Annotated in this window: 24 protein-coding genes; 13 read left to right on the top strand and 11 right to left on the bottom strand. The window is 71.3% G+C overall.

Going from position 1 to position 23922, the window contains the following annotated elements; genetic code table 11:
- Positions 1-97: 97 nt before the first annotated feature.
- Positions 98-1294 (bottom strand): acetoin utilization protein AcuC, encoded by a 1197-nt coding sequence (locus tag ACFQU3_RS09925; RefSeq protein WP_385909187.1) that lies wholly within the window; start codon positions 1292-1294, stop codon positions 98-100.
- Between the two features lie 50 nt (positions 1295-1344).
- Between ACFQU3_RS09925 and ACFQU3_RS09920 the strand changes: the two genes are divergently transcribed.
- Positions 1345-2013, top strand: coding sequence for a potassium channel family protein (locus ACFQU3_RS09920; protein ID WP_385909185.1), 669 nt, complete (start codon positions 1345-1347; stop codon positions 2011-2013).
- Positions 2014-2028: 15 nt separating this feature from the next.
- On the opposite strand, the gene ACFQU3_RS09915 is transcribed toward ACFQU3_RS09920, so the two are convergent.
- The 4 genes from ACFQU3_RS09915 to ACFQU3_RS09900 all read right to left on the bottom strand — a co-directional run bounded on the left by ACFQU3_RS09915 (position 2029) and on the right by ACFQU3_RS09900 (position 4951).
- The gene (locus ACFQU3_RS09915) at positions 2029-2565 is read right to left on the bottom strand and encodes a GNAT family N-acetyltransferase (protein WP_385909183.1); all 537 of its coding nucleotides are present in this window, start codon (positions 2563-2565) and stop codon (positions 2029-2031) included.
- Positions 2566-2665: 100 nt separating this feature from the next.
- Positions 2666-3169 carry a GNAT family N-acetyltransferase gene (locus tag ACFQU3_RS09910; protein WP_385909181.1) on the bottom strand — a complete coding sequence of 168 codons (504 nt, stop codon included), beginning with the start codon at positions 3167-3169 and terminating at the stop codon, positions 2666-2668.
- A 15-nt stretch (positions 3170-3184) separates the two neighbouring features.
- Positions 3185-3991 carry a pyrroline-5-carboxylate reductase gene (gene proC, locus ACFQU3_RS09905; protein WP_385909179.1) on the bottom strand — a complete coding sequence of 269 codons (807 nt, stop codon included), beginning with the start codon at positions 3989-3991 and terminating at the stop codon, positions 3185-3187.
- A gap of 9 nt (positions 3992-4000) precedes the next feature.
- A complete protein-coding gene (locus ACFQU3_RS09900) occupies positions 4001-4951 on the bottom strand; it encodes a proline dehydrogenase family protein (RefSeq protein ID WP_385909177.1) in 951 nt (316 codons plus the stop codon).
- 162 nt (positions 4952-5113) lie between these two features.
- On the opposite strand from ACFQU3_RS09900, the gene ACFQU3_RS09895 reads away from it, so the two are divergent.
- From ACFQU3_RS09895 to ACFQU3_RS09850, 10 genes are all read left to right on the top strand, one after another.
- Entirely contained in the window at positions 5114-5923 is an 810-nt protein-coding gene (locus ACFQU3_RS09895; RefSeq protein ID WP_385909175.1) for a maleylpyruvate isomerase N-terminal domain-containing protein, read from the top strand.
- A gap of 119 nt (positions 5924-6042) precedes the next feature.
- Positions 6043-7329: a lactate 2-monooxygenase gene (locus ACFQU3_RS09890; RefSeq protein WP_385909173.1), complete on the top strand. Its 1287-nt coding sequence runs from the start codon at positions 6043-6045 to the stop codon at positions 7327-7329.
- A 160-nt stretch (positions 7330-7489) separates the two neighbouring features.
- On the top strand, positions 7490-8242 hold the full coding sequence (locus ACFQU3_RS09885) for an SAM-dependent methyltransferase (protein WP_385909171.1): 753 nt from the start codon (positions 7490-7492) through the stop codon (positions 8240-8242).
- Positions 8239-8724: a nucleoside deaminase gene (locus ACFQU3_RS09880; protein ID WP_385909169.1), complete on the top strand. Its 486-nt coding sequence runs from the start codon at positions 8239-8241 to the stop codon at positions 8722-8724. The genes ACFQU3_RS09885 and ACFQU3_RS09880 overlap by 4 nt, the downstream gene beginning before the upstream one ends.
- Before the next feature lie 283 nt (positions 8725-9007).
- The gene (locus ACFQU3_RS09875) at positions 9008-11626 is read left to right on the top strand and encodes an ATP-dependent Clp protease ATP-binding subunit (RefSeq protein ID WP_385909167.1); all 2619 of its coding nucleotides are present in this window, start codon (positions 9008-9010) and stop codon (positions 11624-11626) included.
- Positions 11627-11838: 212 nt separating this feature from the next.
- Positions 11839-12642, top strand: a complete 804-nt coding sequence (locus ACFQU3_RS09870; RefSeq protein ID WP_385909166.1) for an ABC transporter ATP-binding protein — start codon at positions 11839-11841, stop codon at positions 12640-12642.
- Positions 12639-13976 carry an FtsX-like permease family protein gene (locus ACFQU3_RS09865; protein ID WP_385909165.1) on the top strand — a complete coding sequence of 446 codons (1338 nt, stop codon included), beginning with the start codon at positions 12639-12641 and terminating at the stop codon, positions 13974-13976. The genes ACFQU3_RS09870 and ACFQU3_RS09865 overlap by 4 nt, the downstream gene beginning before the upstream one ends.
- 121 nt (positions 13977-14097) lie before the next feature.
- Positions 14098-14388 (top strand): hypothetical protein, encoded by a 291-nt coding sequence (locus ACFQU3_RS09860; RefSeq protein ID WP_385909164.1) that lies wholly within the window; start codon positions 14098-14100, stop codon positions 14386-14388.
- Between the two features lie 160 nt (positions 14389-14548).
- Positions 14549-15730, top strand: coding sequence for an LCP family protein (locus ACFQU3_RS09855; protein WP_385909519.1), 1182 nt, complete (start codon positions 14549-14551; stop codon positions 15728-15730).
- Positions 15727-16251 carry an amino-acid N-acetyltransferase gene (locus ACFQU3_RS09850; protein WP_385909162.1) on the top strand — a complete coding sequence of 175 codons (525 nt, stop codon included), beginning with the start codon at positions 15727-15729 and terminating at the stop codon, positions 16249-16251. Before ACFQU3_RS09855 ends, ACFQU3_RS09850 begins: the two co-directional genes overlap by 4 nt.
- 177 nt (positions 16252-16428) lie before the next feature.
- Here the strand turns inward: ACFQU3_RS09850 and ACFQU3_RS09845 are convergent, their stop codons facing one another.
- The 3 genes from ACFQU3_RS09845 to ACFQU3_RS09835 are packed head-to-tail and all read right to left on the bottom strand — an operon-like array spanning position 16429 to position 18975.
- On the bottom strand, positions 16429-17361 hold the full coding sequence (locus ACFQU3_RS09845; protein ID WP_385909160.1) for an ATP-binding cassette domain-containing protein: 933 nt from the start codon (positions 17359-17361) through the stop codon (positions 16429-16431).
- Positions 17358-18176 carry an ABC transporter permease gene (locus tag ACFQU3_RS09840; protein ID WP_385909158.1) on the bottom strand — a complete coding sequence of 273 codons (819 nt, stop codon included), beginning with the start codon at positions 18174-18176 and terminating at the stop codon, positions 17358-17360. Before ACFQU3_RS09840 ends, ACFQU3_RS09845 begins: the two co-directional genes overlap by 4 nt.
- Positions 18177-18180: 4 nt before the next feature.
- Positions 18181-18975 carry an ABC transporter permease gene (locus ACFQU3_RS09835; RefSeq protein WP_385909156.1) on the bottom strand — a complete coding sequence of 265 codons (795 nt, stop codon included), beginning with the start codon at positions 18973-18975 and terminating at the stop codon, positions 18181-18183.
- A 79-nt stretch (positions 18976-19054) separates the two neighbouring features.
- Here ACFQU3_RS09835 and ACFQU3_RS09830 point away from each other — a divergent pair, with 79 nt between their 5' ends.
- Together ACFQU3_RS09830 and ACFQU3_RS09825 are read left to right on the top strand one after the other, a co-directional pair.
- The gene (locus ACFQU3_RS09830; RefSeq protein ID WP_385909154.1) at positions 19055-19612 is read left to right on the top strand and encodes a gluconokinase; all 558 of its coding nucleotides are present in this window, start codon (positions 19055-19057) and stop codon (positions 19610-19612) included.
- A 70-nt stretch (positions 19613-19682) separates the two neighbouring features.
- The gene (locus ACFQU3_RS09825; RefSeq protein ID WP_385909153.1) at positions 19683-20072 is read left to right on the top strand and encodes a PPOX class F420-dependent oxidoreductase; all 390 of its coding nucleotides are present in this window, start codon (positions 19683-19685) and stop codon (positions 20070-20072) included.
- A gap of 337 nt (positions 20073-20409) precedes the next feature.
- Here the strand turns inward: ACFQU3_RS09825 and ACFQU3_RS09820 are convergent, their stop codons facing one another.
- From ACFQU3_RS09820 to radA, 3 genes are read right to left on the bottom strand one after another with little or no spacing between them, the layout of a single operon-like run.
- Complete coding sequence (locus ACFQU3_RS09820) at positions 20410-21303, bottom strand: A/G-specific adenine glycosylase (protein WP_385909151.1); 894 nt, start codon at positions 21301-21303, stop codon at positions 20410-20412.
- 22 nt (positions 21304-21325) lie between these two features.
- The gene (disA, locus tag ACFQU3_RS09815; protein WP_385909149.1) at positions 21326-22402 is read right to left on the bottom strand and encodes a DNA integrity scanning diadenylate cyclase DisA; all 1077 of its coding nucleotides are present in this window, start codon (positions 22400-22402) and stop codon (positions 21326-21328) included.
- Between the two features lie 55 nt (positions 22403-22457).
- A complete protein-coding gene (gene radA / locus ACFQU3_RS09810) occupies positions 22458-23873 on the bottom strand; it encodes a DNA repair protein RadA (RefSeq protein WP_385909147.1) in 1416 nt (471 codons plus the stop codon).
- Between the last annotated feature and the right edge of the window lie 49 nt (positions 23874-23922).

Here is a 23922-nt window from a genome sequence, read left to right as displayed (position 1 = left end):
ACAACCGTCGAGTGGGCAGTTTCACCCGGCCGCCGGCCTCGACAGGTCAACCCCGACAACCGTCGAGTGGGCAGTTTCCACCGCCCATCCGAGCCGGCTAGTCGAAGTGGACGTCGAGGCCGTGGTGGGGGAAGACGGCCGAGCGGGTCGCCATGATGGCGCGGTCGACCTCGCTCCCGGGGTCGTAACCCATGTCCCAGGAGCGCCACCAGAGCGGGCCGTCCTCCGGAGTCAGGTCGCCCATCCGTCGCGGGCCGGGTCGGCCGAAGACCTGCTCGACGTGGGCGCGCCAGCCCTCCGGGATCGGGGCGGTGGTCTTGATCGGCGCGTGCGCGGCGATCGCGGTCAGGTGGGTCCACGTGCGCGGCACGACACCGATGACCTCGTAGCCACCGCCGCCGAGGGCAACCCACCGCCCGTCGCACACCTCGTGGGCGAGGCGGTGGAGCGCGTCGGCGGCGGCGCGCTGGGCGTCGACCGTCACGGCGAAGTGGGCGAGCGGGTCCTCGGTGTGGGTGTCGCAGCCGTGCTGGGTCACGAGCACGTCGGGACGGAAGGCACGGATAAGCGGGTCGGCGACGGCGTGCAGGGCTCGCAACCAACCCGCGTCGTTGAGCCCCGGTGGGAGAGCGACGTTGACGGCGCTGCCCTCCGCATCGGGGCCGCCGATGTCGCCCGGCCAGCCGGTGCCCGGGAAGAGGGCGCGCCCGGTCTCGTGCACCGAGATCGTGAGGACGCGGGGGTCGTTCCAGAAGATCTGCTCGACCCCGTCGCCGTGGTGGACGTCGACGTCGACGTACGCGACGCGCTCGGCGCCGTGGTCGAGCAGCCACTGGATGCCGACGGCGATGTCGTTGTAGACGCAGAAGCCGCTGGCCGTCCCGCGCATCGCGTGGTGCAGGCCGCCCGTGAAGTTGACCGCGTGCGCGGCCGTGCCCTCCCAGACGGCGCGACAGCTGTCCACCGTGCCGGCGACGATCCGCGAGCTCGCCTCGTGCATGCCGGGGAAGGCGGGGTCGTCTTCGGTGCCGAGGCCGTACGCGGGGTCGGCCGCACTGGGGTCGTCGGAGGCCGCCTTGACCGCTGCGACGTAGTCGTCGTCGTGGATCGTCGCCAGCACCTCGTCGGATGCGGCCTCGGCGCCGACCACCTCGACACCCTCGGCGTCGAAGATCCCGAGTGCGTCGCACAGGCGCGCCGTGAGGTCCAGCCGCACCGGGGCCATCGGGTGGGTGGGGCCGAAGTTGTACCTCGTGAAGGAGGTGTCCCAGACGACCCGGGCCTGAGTTGGCATGATTGAGACGCTATCGCGGAAACGCGCCATGAACGACGGAGGTACAACCCATGGGCCGCAACCGTCTCTTCGACGACGACGTGATCGTCATCGGGCTGGGACGCTTCGGCTCGGCCGTGGCGCTCGAGCTGACCAAGCTCGGGCACCGGGTGATCGCGGTGGAGCGCGACAACGGCATTGCCGAGAGCTACGTGAACAAGGTGGCCAAGGTCGTGCACGCCGACATGGCGCAGGCCACGGCCCTGGACATGATCCGCGACGTCGAGCCGAAGATCGCCATCGTCGGCATCGGCTCGTCGGTCGAGTCGTCGGTCCTCGCGGCGGCGAACCTCGTCGACGCCGGGGTGCCGTCGATCTGGGCGAAGGCCCTCTCCCCCGAGCACAAGCGGATCCTCGACCGCATCGGGGTGCACCACGTCATCTCGCCCGAGGCCGACTCGGGCCGCCGCGTCGCCCACCTCGTCAACGGCAAGCTGCTCGACTACATCGAGTTCGACGACGGCTTCGCCATCGTGAAGATCAAGCCGCCGAGCGAGGCGATCGGGTTCACCTTGGAGCAGAGCCAGATCCGTCGGAAGTACGGCGTCACCGTCGTCGGAGTCAAGGCACCGGGCGAGGACTTCACGTATGCCGTGCCGCAGACGAAGATCTCAGCGCACCACATGCTCATCGTCAGCGGGCCCACCGAGCTGCTCGAGCGTTTCGCCGCTCGCCCCTAGCGCGGCGGCGGCAGCTCAGGGGGTCAGCGGCGGGGTCGAGGCCCCCGGGTCCGCGCCGAGCGGGAGGACCATGGCGATCTCCTCCTCGCCGTCCTCCTCGCTGACGACCCCCATCGGGCGGCGGTAGTCCGTCGGCCGGAAGCCGATGCCGCTGGCGAAGGCGACGGCCCGACCGTTCTCGGTGCCGACCCAGTAGACGAGGTGCGTCTGGCCCCGTTCGGTGGCGATGGCCGCGCTGTCCTTGACGAGGCGGGTCGCCACTCCTGAGCCGCGCGCCTCCGGGCGCACCCAGAGGCCGAAGAGCTCGGCGGCCGTGCCCTCGCTGGCCCTGGCGGTGCCGACGCTCACGACGCCGACGGCCTGGCCGGCGCGTTCGGCGACCAGCCGCGCGGAGCGTTTCATCCGTTCGCGCCACAAGGCCTCGTCGTAGGCCTCCTCCTCGTCGACCGAGGCCGCGAACGCCTCGGGCGACTCACGCAGTGCGGCGAGCCGGACGGAACGGTAGTCCTGCCAGTCGTCCTCGCCGAGGGAACGCACGGTGATGTCGGTCATGGGGTCCACCTTCGCACGACAGGCTGTCGAACCGACACCCGAGGTCGGGTGAACGTTCGGGATGCTCTTCCGGCCCGGGCGGGCGGGGGGTGGCGGGTCGTCAGAGCCGGTGGACCATCTCGATCTCGTTGAGATCGGGCCGGCGCGGGTGCTCGTGGACGGTGCCCGTGCGCTGGAAGCCACAGCGTGCGTACAGCGCCTCGGCAGCGGCGTTCGAGCTCGTCACCTCGAGGAGGACCTCGGACTTGCCCATGTGCCTGGCCTCGTCGAGGACCGCGCGGACGAGCGCCTCCCCCACGCCGCGGCCACGGGCGCGGGGCGCGACATACATGCCGAACAGCGTTGCGGTCGTTGCTCTTTCGGGCTCCCAGTGCGATCCGAGGCCCGCAGTGCCGAGAACACCCTCGGCGTCGCGCGCCTGGACCAGCCACGCGCCCTCGATCCGCTGACGCCAGTCGGCCTCGTCGTAGATGGCCTCGTCGGCGTAGGTGAACCAGAACGCGTCGGGCTCCTCCTGGAGCATCTCGAGGCGCACGTCCCGGTAGGACCGCCAGTCGTCGGGACGGACGGTGTGCAGGTGCATCGCGGGGTGCGGCTCTCCCATCACCCCACAGTGCCCTCAGACCTGGCCGGACGCCAGCTGTTTCGACCGCGCGGCGGCGGCCTCGATGGCCGTGACGAAGGCCGCGCGGACCTTGTGGTCGTCGAGCTGGCGCAGCGCCGCGACGGTCGTGCCGCCCGGCGAGCTGACCTGCTCGCGCAAGACGGTCGGGTGTTCGCGCGTCTCCTTGAGCATCGTGGCGGCACCGTAGAGCGTCTGGACGACGAGCTCGGTCGCCGTGGCGCGCGGGAGCCCCAGCACGACGCCGGCCTCGATCATCGCCTCGACGACGTAGAAGATGTACGCGGGACCGCTTCCCGAGATCGCCGTCACCGCGTCGAGGTGCTTCTCGGCGAGGCGCACGACCGCTCCGCACGAGCTGAGCAGCGCCTCGGCCTCCTCGAGGTGGTCGTCCGTGCAGTGGCTGCCGGGCGCGATGCCGGCCATCCCCTGGTCCACGAGGGCGGGCGTGTTGGGCATGACACGGATGACCGATGTGCCCTCGGGCAGCCGCGACTCGAGGTACTCGGTCGTGATGCCCGCCGCCAGGGAGATGACGGTGTTGCCGGGCGCGACGTGGTCGTGGATCTCGTCGAGCAGGGACGCCATGTCCTGGGGCTTGACGCACAGCACGAGCGTGTCGGCGGCGTCGGCCGCCTCGCGGTTCGGCAGCACGCGTACGCCGTGGCGCGCGGCGAGCGCGTTGACCTTGTCGGGCGTGCGCCCGGTGACGATGAGGTCACCGGGTGTGCGGCCCGAGCGGATGAGCCCGGAGACGAGCGTCTCGCCCATGACCCCCGCACCGAAGATTGCCGTCGTCGTCATGTCCGCCTCTCAGCCCTTGGTCGCGACGCCGCGCAGGAAGAACATGACGTTGGCGGGCTTCTCCGCCATGCGACGCATGAGGTAGCCGTACCACTCCTCGCCGTACGGGATGTAGACACGCATCTGGTCACCGCGGTCGGCGATGCGCTTCTGCTCCTCGGGCCTGATGCCGTAGAGCATCTGGTACTCGAACGACTTCGGGTCGCGGCCCGCCTGTCCACCGAGCGCCCCGGCGATCTCGATGAGGCGCGGGTCGTGGGACGCCACCATCGGGTAGCCCTCGCCCTGCATGAGGATCTTGAGGCAGCGCACGTAGGACTTGTCGACCTCGGCACCGGCCTGGAAGGCGACCGACTCTGGTTCCTTGTACGCCCCCTTGCACAGGCGCACGCGCGACCCGGCGTAGGCGAGGTCACGGCAGTCCGCCTCGGTGCGGTAGAGGTACGCCTGCAGGACCGCGCCGACGGTCGGGAAGTCGGCCCGCAGCTCACGCAGCGCCTCGAGCGTGAGATCGGTCGTCGTGTGGTCCTCCATGTCGAGGGTCACGGTGGTGCCGGCCTCACGCGCGACCTCACAGATCGCCCGGGCGTGCTCGAGGGCGATCGCGTTGCCGTCGCCCGGGAGGGCCTGGCCGAGGGCACTGAGCTTGAGCGACACCTCGACCTTGCCGCCCTCGGTGAGCCCCTGGTCGCGCAACGCCGTGAGGAGCGCGACGTACGCGTCGCGGGTGTGCTGCGCCTGCTCGAGGTCGGTCGTGTCCTCTCCGAGGTAGTCGATCGTCGAGAGGCGGCCCGACGCCGCGATCTCCGAGGCGGCACCGACGACATCGGCGTTCCGGGCGCCGGGCACGAAGCGCTTGACGACCGAGCGCGACACCGGCGCCTTCTCGACGACGTCTCGGATCTTCTCCTGCTTGGACAGCTGCAGGAGCGCATTGCGCAGCAGGTCGCTGGCGTCCACAAAGGCCTCCGGAGGTGCTGGGATGTCGCTCGGATGACGGACGGTGTGCGGTGGTGACCGCCCCCGCCGGGCAAATCTACCGCCGCCGCCACGGCACCCCGGCCAAGCACGCGACCCGGCGACGTCCGCCGGGCAGCGCCACGGTGCGGCACACTCGCTGCCATGCGTTCGATCGACGACCACAGCCTTGCGACACCGGGGCCGCTGGGAGTCGGCCTCGAGGAGTTGGGGGACGCGCTCGGTGCGGCCTCGACCGTGCTGCGCGCCAACGCGATGGCCGCCGGCCTCGACGCGCCCGTACCGACGTGTCCCGACTGGACCGTGCTCGACCTCGTGGCGCACCAGGGGATGGTGCATCGCTGGGCCGCCAGCCACCTGTCCGGTGCGCCGATCGAGGACACTGCCGCCCTGGAGCAGGAGGGCCGGGACGCGCCCGATGTCCTCGGCTGGTTCGACGAGGGGGCGACGGCCCTGCTCCAGGCCGTCGTCGACGCCCCCGACGACCTGGAGGCGTTCGTCTTCCTCCAGGACGCACCCGCCGCCCGGCTCTTCTGGACCCGGCGGCAGTGCCACGAGACGACGATCCACGCCGTCGACGCCCTGTCCGCGCGGCTCGGTCGCTCGGCCCGCCCGGACGAGACGTGGATCCGGCCAGAGATCGCCGTCGATGGCATCGACGAGCTGCTCGTCGGGTTCGTGACCCGCAGCCGCCGCGGCGCGTCGCCCGGTGACGACACGTCGGTGCTCGTGCGGCCCGACGACGTCGACGTCGCCTGGCTCGTCGAGCTCGCGACCGGGCGCCCCATCGTCACCCGGCGGGTGCGGCCGGAGTCGCCCGAGGCGGGCAGCGCCGACCTCACCCTGACCGGCGAGCCGGTCGACCTCTACCTCAGGCTGTGGAGCCGTCGCCGGTCCGAGCCCGCGGACGAGCTCGAGCGCTGGTGGCGCGACACCATCTCCGTCACCTGGTGACCGGGCCGCCGTCCGACGGCGCCGTCCGGTCGACCCGCGAGGCGGGCTGCGGCAGACTGCCCGCACGAGACGACCTCGTGCGCCGGGCGTGGGACGACCGGCTCCGGAGAGGAGCGCGTATGCCGTGGGAGTCGTTCGGCCGGACCGTTCAGTCCGCCATCTACCGGGCGGGTGCGTTCGGGCACCGCCCCGAGGTGCCGACCGACGGCACGCAGCTGGAGGAGGCTGCGCGCAAGGTCATGTCACGCCGCGGATTCGCTTACGTCGCAGGGTCGGCGGGCTCCGAGGTGAGCGCAGCGGCCAACGTCGCGGCCTTCGACCGGTGGCAGGTCGTGCCGCGCATGCTCGTGGACACGACGGAGCGCGACACCGCTGTCGAGCTCTTCGGGCGGCGGCACGAGAGCCCGTTCCTCCTCGCGCCGGTCGGGGTGCTCTCGATGGCTCATGAGGACGCCGACCTCGCCGTCGCGCATGCCGCCCGGGAGCAGTCCGTCACGCAGATCATCAGCACCCAGGCGTCCGTGCCGATGGAGGACATCGCGCGCACCCTCGCGGGGTCGGGCCACTGGTACCAACTCTACTGGAGCAGCAACGACGACCTCGTCGAGAGCCTCGTCTCGCGCGCCGAGGCGTGCGGGAGCGACGCCCTCGTCGTCACGCTCGACACGGCATGCCTCGGGTGGCGACCGCGTGACCTCGACCTCGGGCACCTGCCGTTCGCGCGCGGCGAGGGCATCGCTCAGTACACGTCCGACCCCGTCTTCCGGCGTCTCGTCGCCGAGCGCGTGGCGGCGGGGTCGCCGGAGCCGCGCCCGCGTCCGACGCCGGCCGCCGTCGCCACGCTGCTGTCGATGAGCCGCAACCACCCCGGAGACCTGCGGCGCAACCTGACGGCTCCCGAGCCGCGGGCCGCGGTCGAGACCTTCCTCGACGTCTTCAGCCGGCCCTCCCTCACCTGGGACGACCTGCCGCGGCTGCGCGCGCTGACCCGGCTGCCCATCGTGCTCAAGGGGATCCTGCACCCGGACGACGCGCGCCGGGCCGTCGAGGCCGGGGTCGACGGCATCTACGTCTCCAACCACGGCGGGCGGCAGGTCGACCGGTCGTTCGCTGCGCTCGAGGCCCTGCCGGGGGTCGTCGAGGCGGTGCGGTCGAGCGGGTCGTCGATGCCGGTCATCTTCGACAGCGGGATCCGTTGCGGCGCAGACGCTTTCGTGGCCCTTGCGCTTGGGGCCACGGCTGTTGGCATCGGCAGACCGCATGTCTACGGGCTGGCTCTCGCCGGCGCCGAGGGCGTGTCGGAAGTGCTGCGCAACCTGCGCGCCGAGCTCGACCTCCAGCTCGCGCTGACCGGCTGCACCTCCCTGGTGGACCTGACACCGGAGCGCCTCGTCCGCGTCGGCTGACTCCGTCCAGCCACCCTGTGCTGCTCGAACGACTCGTTCGGTGCCGAACACGTCGGTGCACCAGCGCGTTCGAGACCCGGCAGCACGTTCGGGCACAAGCAGCGCGTTCGGTCGGTGAATCCCGGTCGACTGCTCCCCCGCGAGCGGCAAGGATCAGGACATGCCAGCCCTCGACCACCTGACCCGGGACGCGTACCCGAAGTCCTCGAAGTACGACGCGAAGTGGCTCGTCGACCTCGACATGGGCCCGCACCCGCTCTGGCTGCTCGAGGACCTGGCCGCCGACCTCGACCTGCGCCCCGGCATGCGCGTCCTCGACCTCGGCTCGGGCCTCGGCGCGACGTCCGTCTTCCTCGCCCGGGAGTACGGCGTGCGCGTCATCGCCGCCGACCTGTGGGTCGACCCGAGCGAGGCCGGTGAGGTGTTCCGCAAGGCCGGGGTCGACGACAGCGTCCTGCCGATGCGGGTCGACGCCCACTCCCTGCCCTTCGGCCACGGCACGTTCGACGCGATCGTCAGCATCGACGCGTGGGAGTACTTCGGCACGGGCGACCACTACCCGCCCTACCTCGCGAAGTTCCTCAAGCCGGGCGGCCAGCTCGGGGTGGCCACGCCCGCCCTCACGACCGAGGTGCGTGAGCTCGGCGAGATCCCTGACCACATCGACAACGTCGTCGGCGCCGAGACCGCGGCGTGGCACACGACCGACTGGTTGCGCAGCCAGTGGGAGTTCAGCCGCGCCTTCGCCGCCGTGACGGGACGCAACCAGCCCGACGCCTGCGCCAACTGGCTCCTCTGGGAGCGGGCCGTGATGGAGCTCAAGGGCCAGCCGACGTCACCCGTGCAGTCGATGCTCGAGGCCGACGGGGGCGCCTTCGTGACGTTCGCACTCGTCACAGGGAGGGTGGCATGACCGTCTCGCCGACCGACCTCGTCCACCTGCGACGCGCCGTCAGCCAGGCGCGGCTGGCCCTCGAGCGCGGCGACGAGCCCTTCGGCTCGGTGCTCGTGTCGGGCGACGGCCGGGTGCTCTTCGAGGACCACAACCACGTCGTCGCCCTCGAGGCCACCCAGCACCCGGAGCTCGCCATCGCGCGCTGGGCCGGTGCGCACCTGTCCGCCGAGGAGCGAGCTGCCGCCGCCGTCTACACGTCGGGCGAGCACTGCCCCATGTGCTCGGCCGCGCACGCCTGGGTCGGCCTGGGCCGCATCGTGTATGCCGTGAGCTCGGCCCAGCTGAGGGCCTGGCGTTCGGCGTGGGGCTCGGCGCCGTCTCCCGTCGCGCCGCTGTCGATCCGCGACGTCGTGCCGGACGCGGTCGTCGACGGACCGGTTCCCGAGCTCGAGGACGAGATGCGCGAGCTCCACGAACGCTTCGCCCGCGGCCTCGCCTGACCCGGGCCCGGCGGCATACGTCGTCGGCTGGGCTGCCCGCCTCGGTCCCCCAGCTCGGCCCACGCGGGTAAGACGCGCGGGCCCGCCGGGTACGAACAAGGTGTAAGAACATGCCGACACACCATGCGGCGCCTGTCCGCTCACGGCGAACAGCGGCCGAACCTGAGCCGATCACGCTCAGGATGGGGAACAGGAGGGATCCGACTGGCGTTGGTCGGGGTGTGCTCGTCGACAGCGGGCACGGATAGCATCGAGATGTCTCTCGATCAGTCAGGAGAAGAACATGTTCGAACGGTTCACCGACAGGGCCCGAAGGGTGGTTGTCCTCGCCCAGGAAGAGGCGCGGCTGCTCAACCACAACTACATCGGGACCGAGCACATCCTCCTGGGTCTGATCCACGAAGGCGAAGGCGTCGCCGCGAAGGCCCTCGAATCGCTCGACATCTCGCTCGAAGCGGTCCGGGCCCAGGTCCAGGAGATCATCGGCCAGGGGCAGCAGGCCCCCACCGGCCACATTCCCTTCACGCCCCGCGCGAAGAAGGTCCTCGAGTACTCGCTCCGCGAGGCGCTCCAGCTCGGCCACAGCTACATCGGCACCGAGCACATCCTGCTGGGCCTGATCCGCGAGGGCGAGGGCGTCGCCGCCCAGGTCCTCGTCAAGCTCGGCGCGGAGCTCAACAAGGTCCGCCAGCAGGTCATCCAGCTGCTCTCCGGCTACCAGGGTGGCCAGAGCGGCGAGAAGGCCGGCGCCGGCGTCGGCCAGGGCCAGACCGAGGGGACGCCCGCGGGCTCCCTCGTGCTCGACCAGTTCGGTCGCAACCTCACGCAGGCTGCCCGCGAGGGCAAGCTGGACCCGGTCATCGGGCGTGAGAAGGAGATCGAGCGGGTCATGCAGGTGCTGAGCCGCCGCACGAAGAACAACCCTGTCCTCATCGGCGAGCCCGGCGTCGGCAAGACCGCCGTCGTCGAGGGCCTGGCCCAGGACATCGTCAAGGGCGAGGTGCCCGAGACGCTCAAGGACAAGCAGCTCTACACCCTCGACCTCGGCTCGCTCGTCGCAGGCAGCCGCTACCGCGGTGACTTCGAGGAGCGGCTGAAGAAGGTCCTCAAGGAGATTCGCACCCGCGGCGACATCATCATCTTCATCGACGAGATCCACACGCTCGTCGGTGCGGGTGCCGCCGAGGGCGCCATCGACGCCGCGTCGATCCTCAAGCCGATGCTCGCCCGCGGTGAGCTGCAGACGATCGGTGCGACGACTCTCGACGAGTACCGCAAGCACATCGAGAAGGACTCGGCCCTCGAGCGGCGCTTCCAGCCGATCCAGGTGCAGGAGCCGACCCTGCCGCACGCCATCGAGATCCTCAAGGGTCTGCGCGACCGCTACGAGGCGCACCACCGCGTCACGATCACCGACGGCGCGCTCGTCGCGGCCGCCAACATGGCCGACCGCTACGTCAACGACCGCTTCCTGCCCGACAAGGCGATCGACCTCATCGACGAGGCGGGCGCGCGCCTGCGCATCCGCCGCATGACGGCTCCGCCGGACCTTCGCGAGTTCGACGAGAAGATCGCGGCGCTCGTCCGCGAGAAGGAGTCCGCCATCGACGGCCAGGACTTCGAGCGCGCGGCCCGAGTCCGCGACGACGAGAAGCGCCTGCGCCAGGAGAAGGCTGCCCGTGAGGCCCAGTGGAAGTCGGGCGACATGGACGTCGTGGCCGAGGTCGACGAGGAGCTCATCGCCGAGGTCCTGGCGGCGAGCACCGGCATCCCGGTCTTCAAGCTGACCGAGGAGGAGTCGAGCCGGCTGCTCCACATGGAGGACGAGCTGCACAAGCGGATCGTCGGCATGGACGACGCGGTCAAGGCCCTGTCGCAGGCGATCCGTCGCACGCGCGCAGGCCTGAAGGACCCGCGCCGCCCGGGAGGCTCGTTCATCTTCGCCGGTCCCACCGGTGTGGGTAAGACCGAGCTGGCCAAGACGCTCGCCGAGTTCCTCTTCGGCAGCGAGGACGCGCTGATCCAGCTCGACATGTCGGAGTTCTCCGAGAAGCACACGGTGAGCCGCCTCTTCGGCAGCCCGCCCGGCTACGTCGGATACGAAGAGGGCGGCCAGCTGACCGAGAAGGTCCGCCGCAAGCCGTTCTCGGTCGTGCTCTTCGACGAGGTGGAGAAGGCCCACCCGGAGATCTTCAACTCGCTGCTGCAGGTGCTCGAGGACGGCCGACTCACCGACTCGCAGGGTCGGATGGTCGACTTCAAGAACACCGTCATCATCATGACGACCAACCTCGGCACGAGGGACATCTCCAAGGCCAGCATGGGCTTCTCGGCCGGACCCGACACCCGCTCCGACTACGAGCGGATGAAGGCGAAGGTCATCGACGAGCTCAAGCAGCACTTCCGGCCCGAGTTCCTCAACCGTGTCGACGACACGATCGTCTTCCCGCACCTCAGCCGCGAGGAGATCATCCAGATCGTCGACCTCGAGATCGCCAAGCTCGACAATCGGCTCAAGGACAAGGACATGGGCATGGAGCTCACGCAGGCCGCGAAGGACCTGCTCGCCAAGAAGGGCTACGACCCCGTGCTCGGTGCGCGCCCGCTCCGCCGGACCATCCAGCGCGAGATCGAGGACGCCCTGTCCGAGCGGATCCTGTTCGGCCAGTTCTCGTCCGGCCAGTACGTCAAGGTCGACACCGAGGGCGAAGGCAAGGAGGAGACGTTCACGTTCTCCGACATGGCCCACCCGGACAAGGGCCACCGCCCGGCCGACGACCTTCCGGAGCTTCCCGAGGGCGCGGCCCTCGACGAGGCGCTCGGGGTCAACGTCACGGCGCCGTCCAACGTCCCGGACGACCAGATCTACCCCGACTCGGGGCTGACCGGCACGGAGCGCTGACCGGCTCTTCGCCCGCCGCAGCACGGCCGACCGAAGGGGTCGGGGACCGAGGTCCCCGGCCCCTTCGCCGTTCCCGGGGGCCGAGCCCGGCGGCATACGCCCTCGGTGAGGGACGGGGAGGGTACGCCTCATACCCGGGTCGTACGCCGCCTCCCGCGGGAGGCGACCTGCGACCGATGTGTCGACGTGGGCCGAGCCGCGAGGGTTGGGCCATGAGCCACCACGACGCCGCCCGTATGCCGTCCGCCGCGCCAGAACGCGCCCCCTCCCCCGCCCTCGCCGGGCCCCTGTCCACCCCTGTGCCCGTGGACGCCTCGCGCGACCTCGTCGCCCGCGACCTCGTCATGACCTACGGCAAGGGCACGTCCGCCGGCCCGCCCGCCCTCGGCGGCGTGGACCTGACGATCGGCGCGGGCGAGAGCCTGGCCGTCATGGGTCCGTCCGGGTCGGGCAAGACGACACTGCTGCACGTGCTCGCGGGCATCCTGCGACCGACCGGTGGCCAGGTGCTCTGGCGCGGCCGGGACATTGCGCGCATGTCGGACCGTGAGCGAACAGTCTTGCGCCGCAATGACTTCGGGTTCGTCTTCCAGCAGGGGATGCTGCTGCCCGAGCTGCCCGCGATCGAGAACGTCGCCCTGCCGCTCATGCTCGACGGCGTCTCCCGCGCCGAGGCGACCCGGCGCGCCGCGACGCTCTTCCCGCCGCTCGGGCTCTCCGGGCTCGAGAAGCGCCGTCCCGGTGAGCTGTCCGGTGGTCAGGCGCAGCGCGTCGCGATCGCGCGGGCCCTCGTTGCCCGGCCGGGTGTGGTGTTCGCCGACGAGCCGACGGGCGCGCTCGACCAGACGACGAGCGCCGAGGTCATGCACCACCTCACCCAGCTCGCCGCCCACACCGGCGCCTCGCTCGTCGTCGTGACCCACGACGAGAACGTCGCGGCCTGGTGCCACGGCGTCGCCCGCGTGCGCGACGGCCGCATCGTCGAGCGCGCCGCGTCCGTGGGGGTGGCCCGGTGAACGCGGCCGTCTCGCTGTGGTGGCGGCTGCGTCGCGCCGATACTGCCGACAACCGCGTGCCCGGCGTGCTCGCCGTCGCGTCCTTCGCCGTGGCGACCGCAGCACTTCTCGTCTCCGTCGCGGGTCTCATGGCGTTCGAGTCCCGCAACGCCGCGCTGTCCGGTGGGGGCGGTGGCGGCGGCCTCTCGATCGAGCAGGCCACGATCGGCGACCTCTACGTGACGCTCGCCTGGATCGCCACCACGTGCATGGTCATCCCGATCCTCACCTTGGGCGGCGTCGCGGCGCGGCTCGCGATCGCGCGGCGCGACCAGCGCCTCGCGGCCCTGCGCCTGGCCGGCGCGACGTCGGGTCAGGTCACGCTCATGACGCTCGCGGAGGCCGCCACGCAGGCGCTCGTCGGCGCTCTGACCGGCGTGGTCCTCTACCTCGCGGTCCTGCCGCTCGTGGCCCGCCTGACCTTCCAGGGCCGGCCGTTCGAGCTGAGCGAGCTCGTGCTGCCGTTGTGGCAGACCGGCGCCGTCGTGGCCGCGGTGGTCGTCGTGGCTGTCGTGTCGGGTGCGTCCAGCCTCGCCAGAGTCGCGATCAGTCCGCTCGGGGTCGCGGCCCGCACGAGCCCGAAGCGGCTCAGTCTCCTCCGGGTCCTCGTGGCCGCGGCCGCGGGCGGCGCCTGGGTGCTCGTCATCACGCCGATGAAGGAGCCCGAACGTGTGACGATCGTGCTCGTCCTCGGCGCGATGATCCTCGCGGTCAACGCGGTCGGCCCGTTCGTCGTCATGGTGGCGGGGCGGATCGCCTCCCGGGTCGCACCGACCGCCTCGACCCTGCTCGCCGCGCGACGCATCGCCGACGACCCCAAGAGCACCTGGCGCGCCGTCGGGGCGCTCGGTCTCGCCGTCGTCGTCGTGGGCTTCACGAGCCTCGCCCAGGTCGACGACCCGGCCACGCCGCTGGAGCGCTACCTCGCCGACGACCTCGGCACCGGCGCGCTCGTCACGCTCGTCATCATCACCGTCGTCGGGGCGACGTCGACGGGCGTCGTCCAGGCCGCGCGCGTGCTCGACCAACGCGAGCAGTACCGCGCCCTCGCCCTCGCCGGCACGAGCGAACGCTCACTCCACCGGGCCCGCGCGCTCGAGGTCGCGCTGCCTCTCGCGATCACGATCGGGCTCGCGGCCGGGTTCGTCCTCGTGCTCATGCTGCCGTTCTCGAGCGCTCTCGACAGCGGGCTCGTCGTGCGCTTCGTCGTGACGTCGGCGATCGCCGGGGCGGTGGTGCTTGCGTCGGTCGTGGCGTCGCACTCGCTCGTGCGGACGGCCTCCCGCGTCGCGTGAACCCACGTACAACGTGCGGGAACCTTCCCCCACGGGTCTCCGTCTCAGCGCCGCGCGAGAGCGACTCGCGCAGTCGGCACTCTCGAGACGAGCAGTGCCGGCGACACAGATAGGGGAACCCATGAAGAAGATCCTGACCTCACTCGCGGTGGCAGGTGCCCTTGCCGGTTCGTTCGCCGTCGCCGCTCCGTCCACGGCATCAGCCGCCGGTGACTGCATCGTCTCGCAGAGCAGCGACACGATGACCGTCAAGTGCTACCCGAGTGCACCCGGCACGCAGTACCGCGTCGTGGCCTCGTGCCCGGACGGCCTGCGCTGGTCGCGCTGGGAGGACCAGGCGCCGTGGTACGTCGACAAGGCAATCACGATGCAGTGCAACAACATCCGCCTGCACGACATCCAGTACCGCTGATCGTGTGTCCGCCGGCCTGACCGGGCCGGCGGACAGGGAGCCCCGACGCCGAGCGTCGGGGCTCCCGCCGTGTCCGGTGCCGGGGGCGACCGACGGGCCGGACCCGAGCCGTGTGTGCGCCGCAGGTATGAGCCTGCGTGTCATCTAGGGTTGCAGCGTGATGATCCCAGGCAGCCGTCGCCATCGCCCCGTCGCCACGGCAGCGCTCGTGGCCCTCGCGCTCGGCGCGTGCACGTCCGAACCGGCGGCGCCCGCCACTTCGTCGGCGAGCACGGGCACCCGCTCGAGCAGCTCGGACGCCACGACGCCTGCTTCAGGCGTCAGGGTCGCGGGCGCTCCGGCTCCGTTGGCCGCGCTCGTCAGCACCCTGTACGCCGGCGGCGACCTCACGCGTACGGCCTCCCCCACCGCCGCCGCTGCGCTCAAGGCACGCACCCCCGCGACCAAGGCGGTGTCGGCCACGGCGAAGGTCGGTTCGTGGATGGGCACGCCTGTCGCGGTCGTCACGTCCGGGGACGACGTCACCCTCGCAGTCGGTCCGACCTGGAAGGTCGTCGGCGGCTGGTGGCCCTCGCTCGGCGTGACCAGGCCGAGCCTCGGCAAGGGCCCACGCTGGGTCCTCGCCATCGGTTCCGATGCGCGCAAGGGCCAGCCGCTCGAACGCACCCGCGCCGACGTGCTCCAGGTCATCGGCGTGGACGGCAAGGGTGGCGGAGGTGTCATGGGCATGGCACGCGACCTGTGGGTGCCGCTGTCCACCGGAGGCAGGGGCAAGATCAACTCCGCCATGGTCCTCGGAGGGCCCCGCGCCCAGGTGAGCACCGTCAAGAGCGTGACGAAGCTGCCGATCGAGGGCTACGTCGTCCTCGGCTTCTCCGGCTTCAAGAAGATCGTCGACGCGCAGGGCGGCATCCCCATCGTCGTCCCCAAGACCGTCGTCGCCTCGCACGCCCGCGACCTCGTCATCAAGGCGGGCGCACAGACCCTCTCCGGGGCCGAGGCCCTCGCGTATGCGCGCGAGCGGAAGACCTTGCCGGACGGCGACTTCGGCCGCTCACGCCACCAGGGCGAGGTCATCATGGCCGCGGCGATCAAGGCAAAGCTCGCCGGTCCGATCGCCATCCCCTCGGCCCTCACGAGCTTCAGCAAGGTCGGCAAGAGCAACCTGTCGGCCGAGCAGATCCTCACCTTCACCGCGGGCCTGCACCAGCTGAGCCCACTCAAGGTCGGGCGCGGCGTCGCCAAGGGCGGCTTCGGCTGGGCCGGGCAGCAGTCGATCGTCGTCCTCGGCAGCGAGGCCCGCCGGCTCTTCGCCGAGTTCCGCGACGGGAACCTCTCGTGAGCGGCGACGCGTCGGTCGCCCCGGGTCGGCCCGTCATCCGGCGGGCTCGCACGGCCGACGTGCGCGGCATCCGCGCTCTCATCGCACCGCTCGCCGAGCGCCGGGTGCTCGTCAGCAAGGAGGCGGTCACGTACTTCGAGAGCCTCCACGAGTTCCGCGTCGCCGAGCTCGACGATCGCATCGTGGGGTGCGGCGCCCTGCACGTCATGTGGGAGGACCTCGCCGAGATCCGCACCCTCGCCGTGGCACCCGAGCTGCTCGGCTCCGGCCTGGGCGGCCGGCTCCTCGAGGAGCTCGTCCAGGACGCGCGCGAGATCGGCGTGCAGCGGCTGTTCTGCCTGACGTTCGAGATTGAGTTCTTCACCCGGCACGGGTTCGAGGCCATCGAGGGCCAGGCCGTGCCGATGGACGTGTACGCCGAGCTGCTGCGCTCCTACGACGAGGGCGTCGCCGAGTTCCTCGACCTCGAGCGGGTCAAGCCCAACACCCTCGGCAACACCCGCATGCTCCGCACCCTCTGACCCGTCGAAAGGCCAGCTCTCGCGCCTTCCCACCCGTCGAGAGGCCATTTCTCGTCGCCTCCCGCCGTCGAGAGGCCATATGCGGTGGCGCCTCGACGAGCGCACGCAGCCGTTGGTGGCCTCTCCGACGGGTGGAGGCGGCAGGTTCTGGCCTCTCGACGGGGGGAGTGGCGTGGGTCAGGTGCGGCCCGAGGCCGCGTAGATGCGTCTGACGACGTCCTCGATGTCGGGCTCCTCGATCGCCAGGTCGCGCACCTCGTGACGCGCGGAGATGTGGGCGAGCACCGCGGCCGCGGTCGTCACCTCGGAGTCGAACGCCAGGCTCTGGCGCAGCCCGTCGGGCTCGCTCTCGACGAGCCTCGTGCCCGGCACGTCCACGAGGTCGGGCGTCGGGGCCGCCAGGTCGATGACGACGATGCGCTGCGCGCCGACCGTCGCGGCGAGCCCCGGCAGCGTGCCGTCGAAGGCGAGCCGGCCGTGGTCGACGACGAGCACGCGTTCGCACAGGCGCTCGATGTCGCCCATGTCGTGCGTCGTGAGCAGGAGCGTCGTGCCCCGCTCGCGTCGCTCGGCGACGAGGAACTCGCGCAGCCGCTGCTTGGAGAGCACGTCGAGACCGATCGTCGGCTCGTCGAGGATGAGCAGCTCCGGCGAGTGGATCAGCGCCGCCGCGATCTCGGCACGCATGCGCTGCCCGAGTGACAGCGACCGCACCGGGATGCCGAGCTGCGGCCCCATCTCGAGCTGCTCGACGAGGACGTCGGTGCGCGCCCGAGCCACCGCCTCGTCGAGGCGGTGGATGGCGCCGAGGATCGTGAAGGACTCGCGGAGCGGGAGGTCCCACCAGAGCTGCGATCGCTGCCCGAAGACCACACCGACCCGGCGTGCGACGTCGATGCGCTGACGCATCGGGTCGAGACCGCACGTGCGCACGTGACCCGCGGTCGGCTTGAGGATGCCGGTCAGCATCTTGATCGTCGTCGACTTGCCGGCACCATTCGCGCCGATGTAGCCGACCGACTCACCGGGCTCGACCGAGAAGGTCATCCGGTCGACCGCGCGGGTCTTCTTGAAGTCGCGCACGAGGTCGCGGGTCACGATGATGCTCATCCGCCGGCTCCTTGGTAGTGACGGGTCCCGGCCCTCCAGCAGAGGCCGGCGATGCCCCACGCGAGCAGGGCGGCGAGGGGCGTCCACCAGGCCAGCCACGGCGGTGCGAGCTGGTCGCCCGGCAGGTCGAGAATGGCGACCGCCGGGACGTAGGCGACGAAGGCGGTCGGCACGACGAACGTCCAGAAGATCCGCAGCGGGTCGGGGAAGACCTGCTGGCTCTGCTGGGCGGCATACGACCCGCCGTAGGTGAAGGCGTTGGTGAACTCCGCGCCGTCGACGAGGAAGAACTGCAGGCCGCCGGCCGCCGTGAACAGCGCCGAGAAGATTGCCGTCCCGCTCGCTACGGTCAGCACGATGAGGGCCACGGTGGCCGGGGACCACGCGATGTCCGCGGTCGTCAGCGCGACGACGAGCGCGACGGCGGCGACCGACAGGCGTCCGATGCGACGCAGCGACAGGTCGCTCGTCATGAGCTGTGTCAGCAACGGCAGTGGGCGCACGTAGAACGCGTCGACCTGGCCGGCGCGGATGAAGCGCGGCAGCTGGTCGAGGTGCCCGACGAACATGTCCGCGAGGGAGAACGCCAGGTTGGACAGCGCGAAGACGAGCAGCGCCGCCGTGAAGTCGAGGCCGCCGAGCACGTCGACGTTGTGGAAGATGACCCAGACCTCCGCGAACTCCGCGAGGCCGACGCCGATCGTTCCGAGGACGTCGGTCACGAAGGACGTCTTGTACTGCATCTGCGCACGGGCGCGCGAGGCGAGCAGCACCCGGTAGGGGCGCAGCCGCTCTGCGAGCGTCGAGTCAGCCACCCGGTCAGCCACCCTGCACCTCCAGATGGCGGCGGCCGGCCCGGAGCACGAGCTGGCCTAGGACGAGAAGGACAACGGCCCAGAAGAGCTGGACCGCGACCGCCGAGGCGATGTCGATGCCGACGACGCGGCCCGCGAGGATGTCGATCGGGTTCTGCAGCATCGATGGGAACGGCGACCACTGGGCGATGGTGCGCAGCCAGTCGGGGAACCACGGCACCGGCAGGTAGAGCCCGCACAGCAGGCCACCCGTGATCATCCACAGCAGCTGGATGCCGCGGATCTCGACGAGCCAGAACGCGAGCAGGTTGATGACGAAGCCGCCCGCGAAGGCGACGACGACGGCGAGGATCACCGAGACGCCGCCCACCACCCAGGCGGCGGTCGACGGCGGCCACGTCAGGTCGAAGAGCAGGGAGCCGAGCAGGATGGCCGGGGCGCCACGGCCGATGAGATTGATCCCTGCCCGTCCGAGATCGCCTGCGAGATAAGCGAACTGGGGATTGATCGGTCGAAGGAAGTCGACCGCGATGTCACCGGTGCGCACACGGTCCTTGACCTCCGCGAAGCCCCAGAGGTTGACGGTGCCGAGCAGCGCCTGGCCCCACCAGACGAACGCGATCGTCGTCGGCAGGTCGTAGCCGCCGATCGACGTCCCGGCCGAGGCCAGCGCCGCGATCAGGATCGAGGACCGGATGATGCCGAAGACAGAGTTCGTCGTCATGCCGGCGAGCAGTGCCAGCCGATACGTCGAGTGCCTCCTGAAACCTGCTCCGACGAGCAGCCAGAAGGTCTTCACGACGGTCGGACGGGGGCAGGCACAAGGGGCCACGTTACCGATGAGGCGCTTGAGCTTCAACGGGGATAAGTTCGGGGACATGTCGGACGCCGAGGACGAGCAGCCACCTACCTCGGCGACCCAGCCCGTTGTCGTCATCGTCATGGGCGTGAGCGGCAGCGGCAAGAGCACTGTCGCCAAAGGCATCTCGACGGTTCTGGGGTGGGAGTTCGCCGAGGGCGACGCCTTCCACTCCGAGGCCAACGTCACCAAGATGCGCAACGGCCAGCCGCTCACCGACGACGACCGGTGGCCGTGGCTCCGCTCGATCGGCGAGTGGATCAGCGACAAGGAGGCGGCGGGCGAGTCCGCGGTCGTGACCTGCTCGGCGCTGCGCCGCGTCTATCGTGACCTGCTCCGCGAGGGCCGCCCGCATGTGCGCTTCCTTCACGTCGAGGCGCCGAGCGAGGTCATCCAGGACCGCATGGAGCACCGTCCCGGCCACTACATGCCGCCGTCCCTCCTGCCCAGCCAGCTGGCCGCCCTCGAGCCGCTCGAGCCCGACGAGCCCGGCGTCAGCGTCACCAACGAGGGCACCGCCGCCCAGGTGCTCGACCGATCCCTGCGGGCACTCGGCATCCGGAAGGACCAGGTATGACATTCACGACCCCGACCACCGCCCTCCCGACGGGGCTGCTGGGCATCCTCGAGGTCGTGCGGTAGCGGCGATGGCGACGCAGCCCCGCGACCTCTCCCCGGAAGCGCTCGACTTCCTCACGGTCCGGCACCTGGCGACCTTGACCACGCTCCGCCCCGACGGCTCGCCTCACGTCGTGCCCGTCGGGTTCACGTGGGATCCCGAGGCCTCCGTCGCCCGGGTCATCACGAGCCGCGGCAGCCGCAAGGCGCGCAACGCCGCGGCAGGCTGCCCGGCCGTGCTCTGCCAGGTCGACGGCCGGCACTGGCTCTCGCTCGAGGGCACCGCGACCGTCATGGCGGACCCCGCCGCAGTCACCGACGCCGAGCAACGGTATGCCGCCCGCTACCGGCAGCCGCGCCCCAACCCCGAGCGCGTCGTCATCGTCGTCGACGTCCAGACGGTGCTCGGCAACCTCTGACCCTCCCCGCCACCCCACCCCACCCCAGAGTCGAGTGGGCACTTTCACCCCGCTCCGGCTCGGTGCAAACCGCCCACTCGACGTTCGATGCGCATGCAAACTGCCCACCCCATCCCAGGGTCGAGTGGGCACTTTCACCCGGCTCCGGCCCGGTGGAAACTGCCCACTCGACGTGCGAGGCGCATGCAAACTGCCCACCCCATCCCAGGGTCGAGTGGGCACTTTCACCCGGCTCCGGCCCGGTGCAAAGTGACCACTCGACGTGCGAGGCGGGTGGAAACTGCCCACTCGACGGGAGGGGCGGGTGGAAACTGCCCACTCGACGGGAGGGGGGAGGTCAGGTGGGGAGACGGAACCGCTTGCGGGACAACGGCTCCACGAGCCCGTCGACGACCAGCGAGTCGAGGCACCGCATCACCTGGGCCGCGTCGTCCGCGGAGCTCTCCAGGTGGGACAGCGGCACGGCCGCGTGCGCCTCGCGAAGCCGCCGCAGCAGCTCACCGCGCACTTGACGGTCCGTGCCGTGCCACGACTGGCCGCGACGTGGCGGTCCGTCGTACGCCGGCCGGCCGGCGACGTTCCACGCGCACAGGTCGGCCACGGGGCACGCGTCGCACCGGGGCCCGCGAGCCACACAGACGAGTGCGCCGAGCTCCATGACGGCGACGTTCCACGTGTTGGCGGTGTCACGATCGGTCGGCATGGAGTCGGCGGCGAGCTTCGCCTCGGTCCGGTTCAGGGTGGGGTTCGGGAACGCCTTGCCCTCGAGGGTGCGCGCGAGCACCCGCCGTACGTTGGTGTCGACGACCACCTCGGGGATGCCGAAGGCGAAGCACGAGACGGCGGCCGCGGTGTAGGCACCGACGCCGGGCAGGGCGAGCAGCTCCTCGGGGCTGCCGGGCACCTCGCCGCCGTGCCGCTCGACCATCGCTGTGGCGGCCTCGTGCAACCGCAGTGCCCGACGCGGGTAGCCCAGCCTCCCCCACGCCCGAACGGCGTCACCGGGGGCGGCCGCCGCGAGGGCAGCGGGCGTCGGCCAGCGCTGCATCCACTCGCGCCAGACCGGCTCGACCCGCCCGAGCGGCGTCTGCTGCGACATCACCTCGGACAGGAAGACACCCCAGGCGCTGCACTCGGGCCTGCGCCATGGCAGGTGCTTGCGCCCCGCCTCGGCGTACCACTGGTTGACGCGCTCGTGGAGCGGTGACAGCGGGACCCGGGTGGACGGCATACGGCAGCAGCGATCGGAGGGATCAGACGTAGCGTTCGAGGATGCTCGACTCGGCGAGGCGCGAGAGCCCCTCCCGGACGGCGCGGGCGCGGCCCTCGCCGACGCCCTCGACGAGCATGAGGTCCTCGATGCCGGCCGCGAGGAGTCGCTGCAGCGACTCGAAGTGCGTCACGAGACGGTCGACGATGGCGGTGGGCAGGCGCGGCACCTTGGTCAGCAGGCGGTAGCCCTGCGGGGACACCGGCGCGTCGAGGCTGTCGCCCACGACCGAGAACCCGACCGCGCGGGCGCCGGCCGCGAGGTCGAGCAGCTCGACGGAGTTGAGCGTCTGGAGGTTGCCGAGCGCGTCGTCGAGGCTGAGGTCTGACTTCGTGGCCGGCAGGTAGTCGCGGATGACGAGCTCACGGTCGTTGCCGAGCCCGCCCACGAGCTCCTCTAGCTGGAGGCTGAGGAGGCGGCCGTCGGTGCCGAGCTCGACGACGTAGTCCTGGATCTCGGCGGAGATGCGACGCACCATCTCGAGGCGCTGGAGCACCGCGGTGACGTCGCGGATCGTGACGAGGTCCTCGATCTCGAGGGCCGACAGCGTGCCGGTGACCTCGTCGAGACGCGCCTTGTAACGCTCGAGCGTCTGCAGGGCCTGGTCGGCGCGCGACAGGGTGGTCGGCGAGCCCTCGATGACGTGTCGCAGGTCGCCGACGTAGAGGGCGACGACGCCCATCGACTGGCTCACCGAGATGACCGGGAAGCCGGTCTGCTTGGCGACGCGCTCGGCCGTGCGGTGACGCGTGCCGGACTCGGTGGTCTCGATGCGCGAGTCGGGGACCAGCTGTGTCGCGGCCCTCAGGATCCGAGTGCCCTCCCGGTCGAGGACCACGGCGCCGTCCATCTTGCAGAGCTCGCGCACCCGGGTCGCCGAGAACTCGACGTCGAGGACGAAGCCGCCGGTGCAGATGGAGTCGACGACACGGTCGAAGCCGAGCACGATGAGGGCTCCGGTGCGGCCGCGGAGGATGCGTTCGAGGCTGTCACGCAGCTCGGTGCCGGGTGCAACAGCGGCGAGGGCCGCACGCAGCAGCAGCTCGTCGTTCCGGTCCATCACTTCCCTGTTCGCAATGGGGGCGCCGAGCGCGTCCACCCCGGTCGGTCGCAGTCTAGACGCTGCCGACGGCGGGTGCGCCCGAAGACCTGCCACCGGCGAGGCGGCCCATCGCCTCGATCGCCCGCGGCACGTCGGCGACCTCGACGGCCCGGATCCCGGCGGGCACCGCAGAGTCTGAGAGGCTGCCCGCGGGCACCAGCGCATGGCGGAAACCGAGCCGTGCGGCCTCGGCGAGGCGGCGGTCGAGACCCGTGACGCGGCGCACCTCGCCCGCGAGCCCCACCTCACCGAAGGCGACGACGTCGGTGGCGAGGGGCTGGTCGACGACCGAGGACGCGAGGGCGCAGACGATGGCGAGATCGGCGGCCGGCTCGGTGATGCGGACCCCGCCGACGGTGGCCGCGAAGATGTCGCGAGAGCCGACCGGGGCTCCGGCGCGCTTGTCGAGGACGGCGATGATCATCGCGAGCCGCGCCGAGTCGAGACCGCTCGACGTGCGACGGGGCGAGGGCAGCGTCGACGCGGCGACGAGTGCCTGGACCTCTGCGACGAGGGGCCGGCGCCCCTCGAGGGTCACCGTGACGCACGTGCCCGGGACGGCGTGGTCGCGACTCGAGAGGAACAGACCACTCGGGTCGGGCAGGCCGGTGATGCCGACGTCGGAGAGGTCGAAGCAGCCGACCTCGTCGGTGGGTCCGAACCGGTTCTTCACGGCGCGGACGAGCCGCAGCCGCGAGTGGCGGTCGCCCTCGAACTGGATGACGACGTCGACGAGGTGCTCGAGCACGCGGGGACCGGCAATGGAACCGTCCTTGGTGACGTGACCGACGAGGAGCACCGCGACGCCACGCGCCTTCGCCGCCTGGATGAGGCTGGCGGCGACCTCACGCACCTGCGAGACGTTGCCGGCCTGGCCCTCGACCTCGGCGCTGGCGATCGTCTGGACGGAGTCGACGACGAGCAGGGCCGGCGACCGGGCCTCGACGTGGCCCAGGACGGTCGCGAGGTCGGTCTCGGCCGCGAGGTAGAGGGAGTCGGCCATGGCCTCGATGCGCTCGGCGCGCGTGCGCACTTGAGCCGCGGACTCCTCGCCGCTGATGTAGAGCACCTCGGCGCCCGACCGGGCGGTGCGCGCGGCGACGTCGAGCAGGAGCGTGGACTTGCCGACCCCCGGCTCACCGGCCACGAGCACGACCCCTCCGGGCACGAGGCCACCGCCGAGGACGCGGTCGAACTCCGCGACGCCGGTCGGCCGAGCCGCGGCCTGGGTGACGTCGACGTCAGCAATGCGCAGCGCGGGGGTCACCACCGAGGTCGCTGCCGTGCGGGCCGGCGTGGCCGCTCCGGTCTCGGCCACCGTGCCCCAGGCCTGGCACTCGCCACAGCGGCCGACCCACTTGACGGTGGTCCAACCGCACTCCCCGCACCGAAAGGCGGGGGTGCGGCGCGTCGTCGTCCTCGTAGCCATGGGCACGACCGTAGGGCCCCGGTGCGACAGCGCCCGGCAGGCCGTCCGT

The organism is Terrabacter sp. GCM10028922 (assembly GCF_042666095.1).
GTDB lineage: Bacteria > Actinomycetota > Actinomycetes > Actinomycetales > Dermatophilaceae > Terrabacter.
The sequence above is the reverse complement of the archived record's forward strand: the minus strand, read 5'-3'. Positions and strand labels throughout refer to the sequence as shown.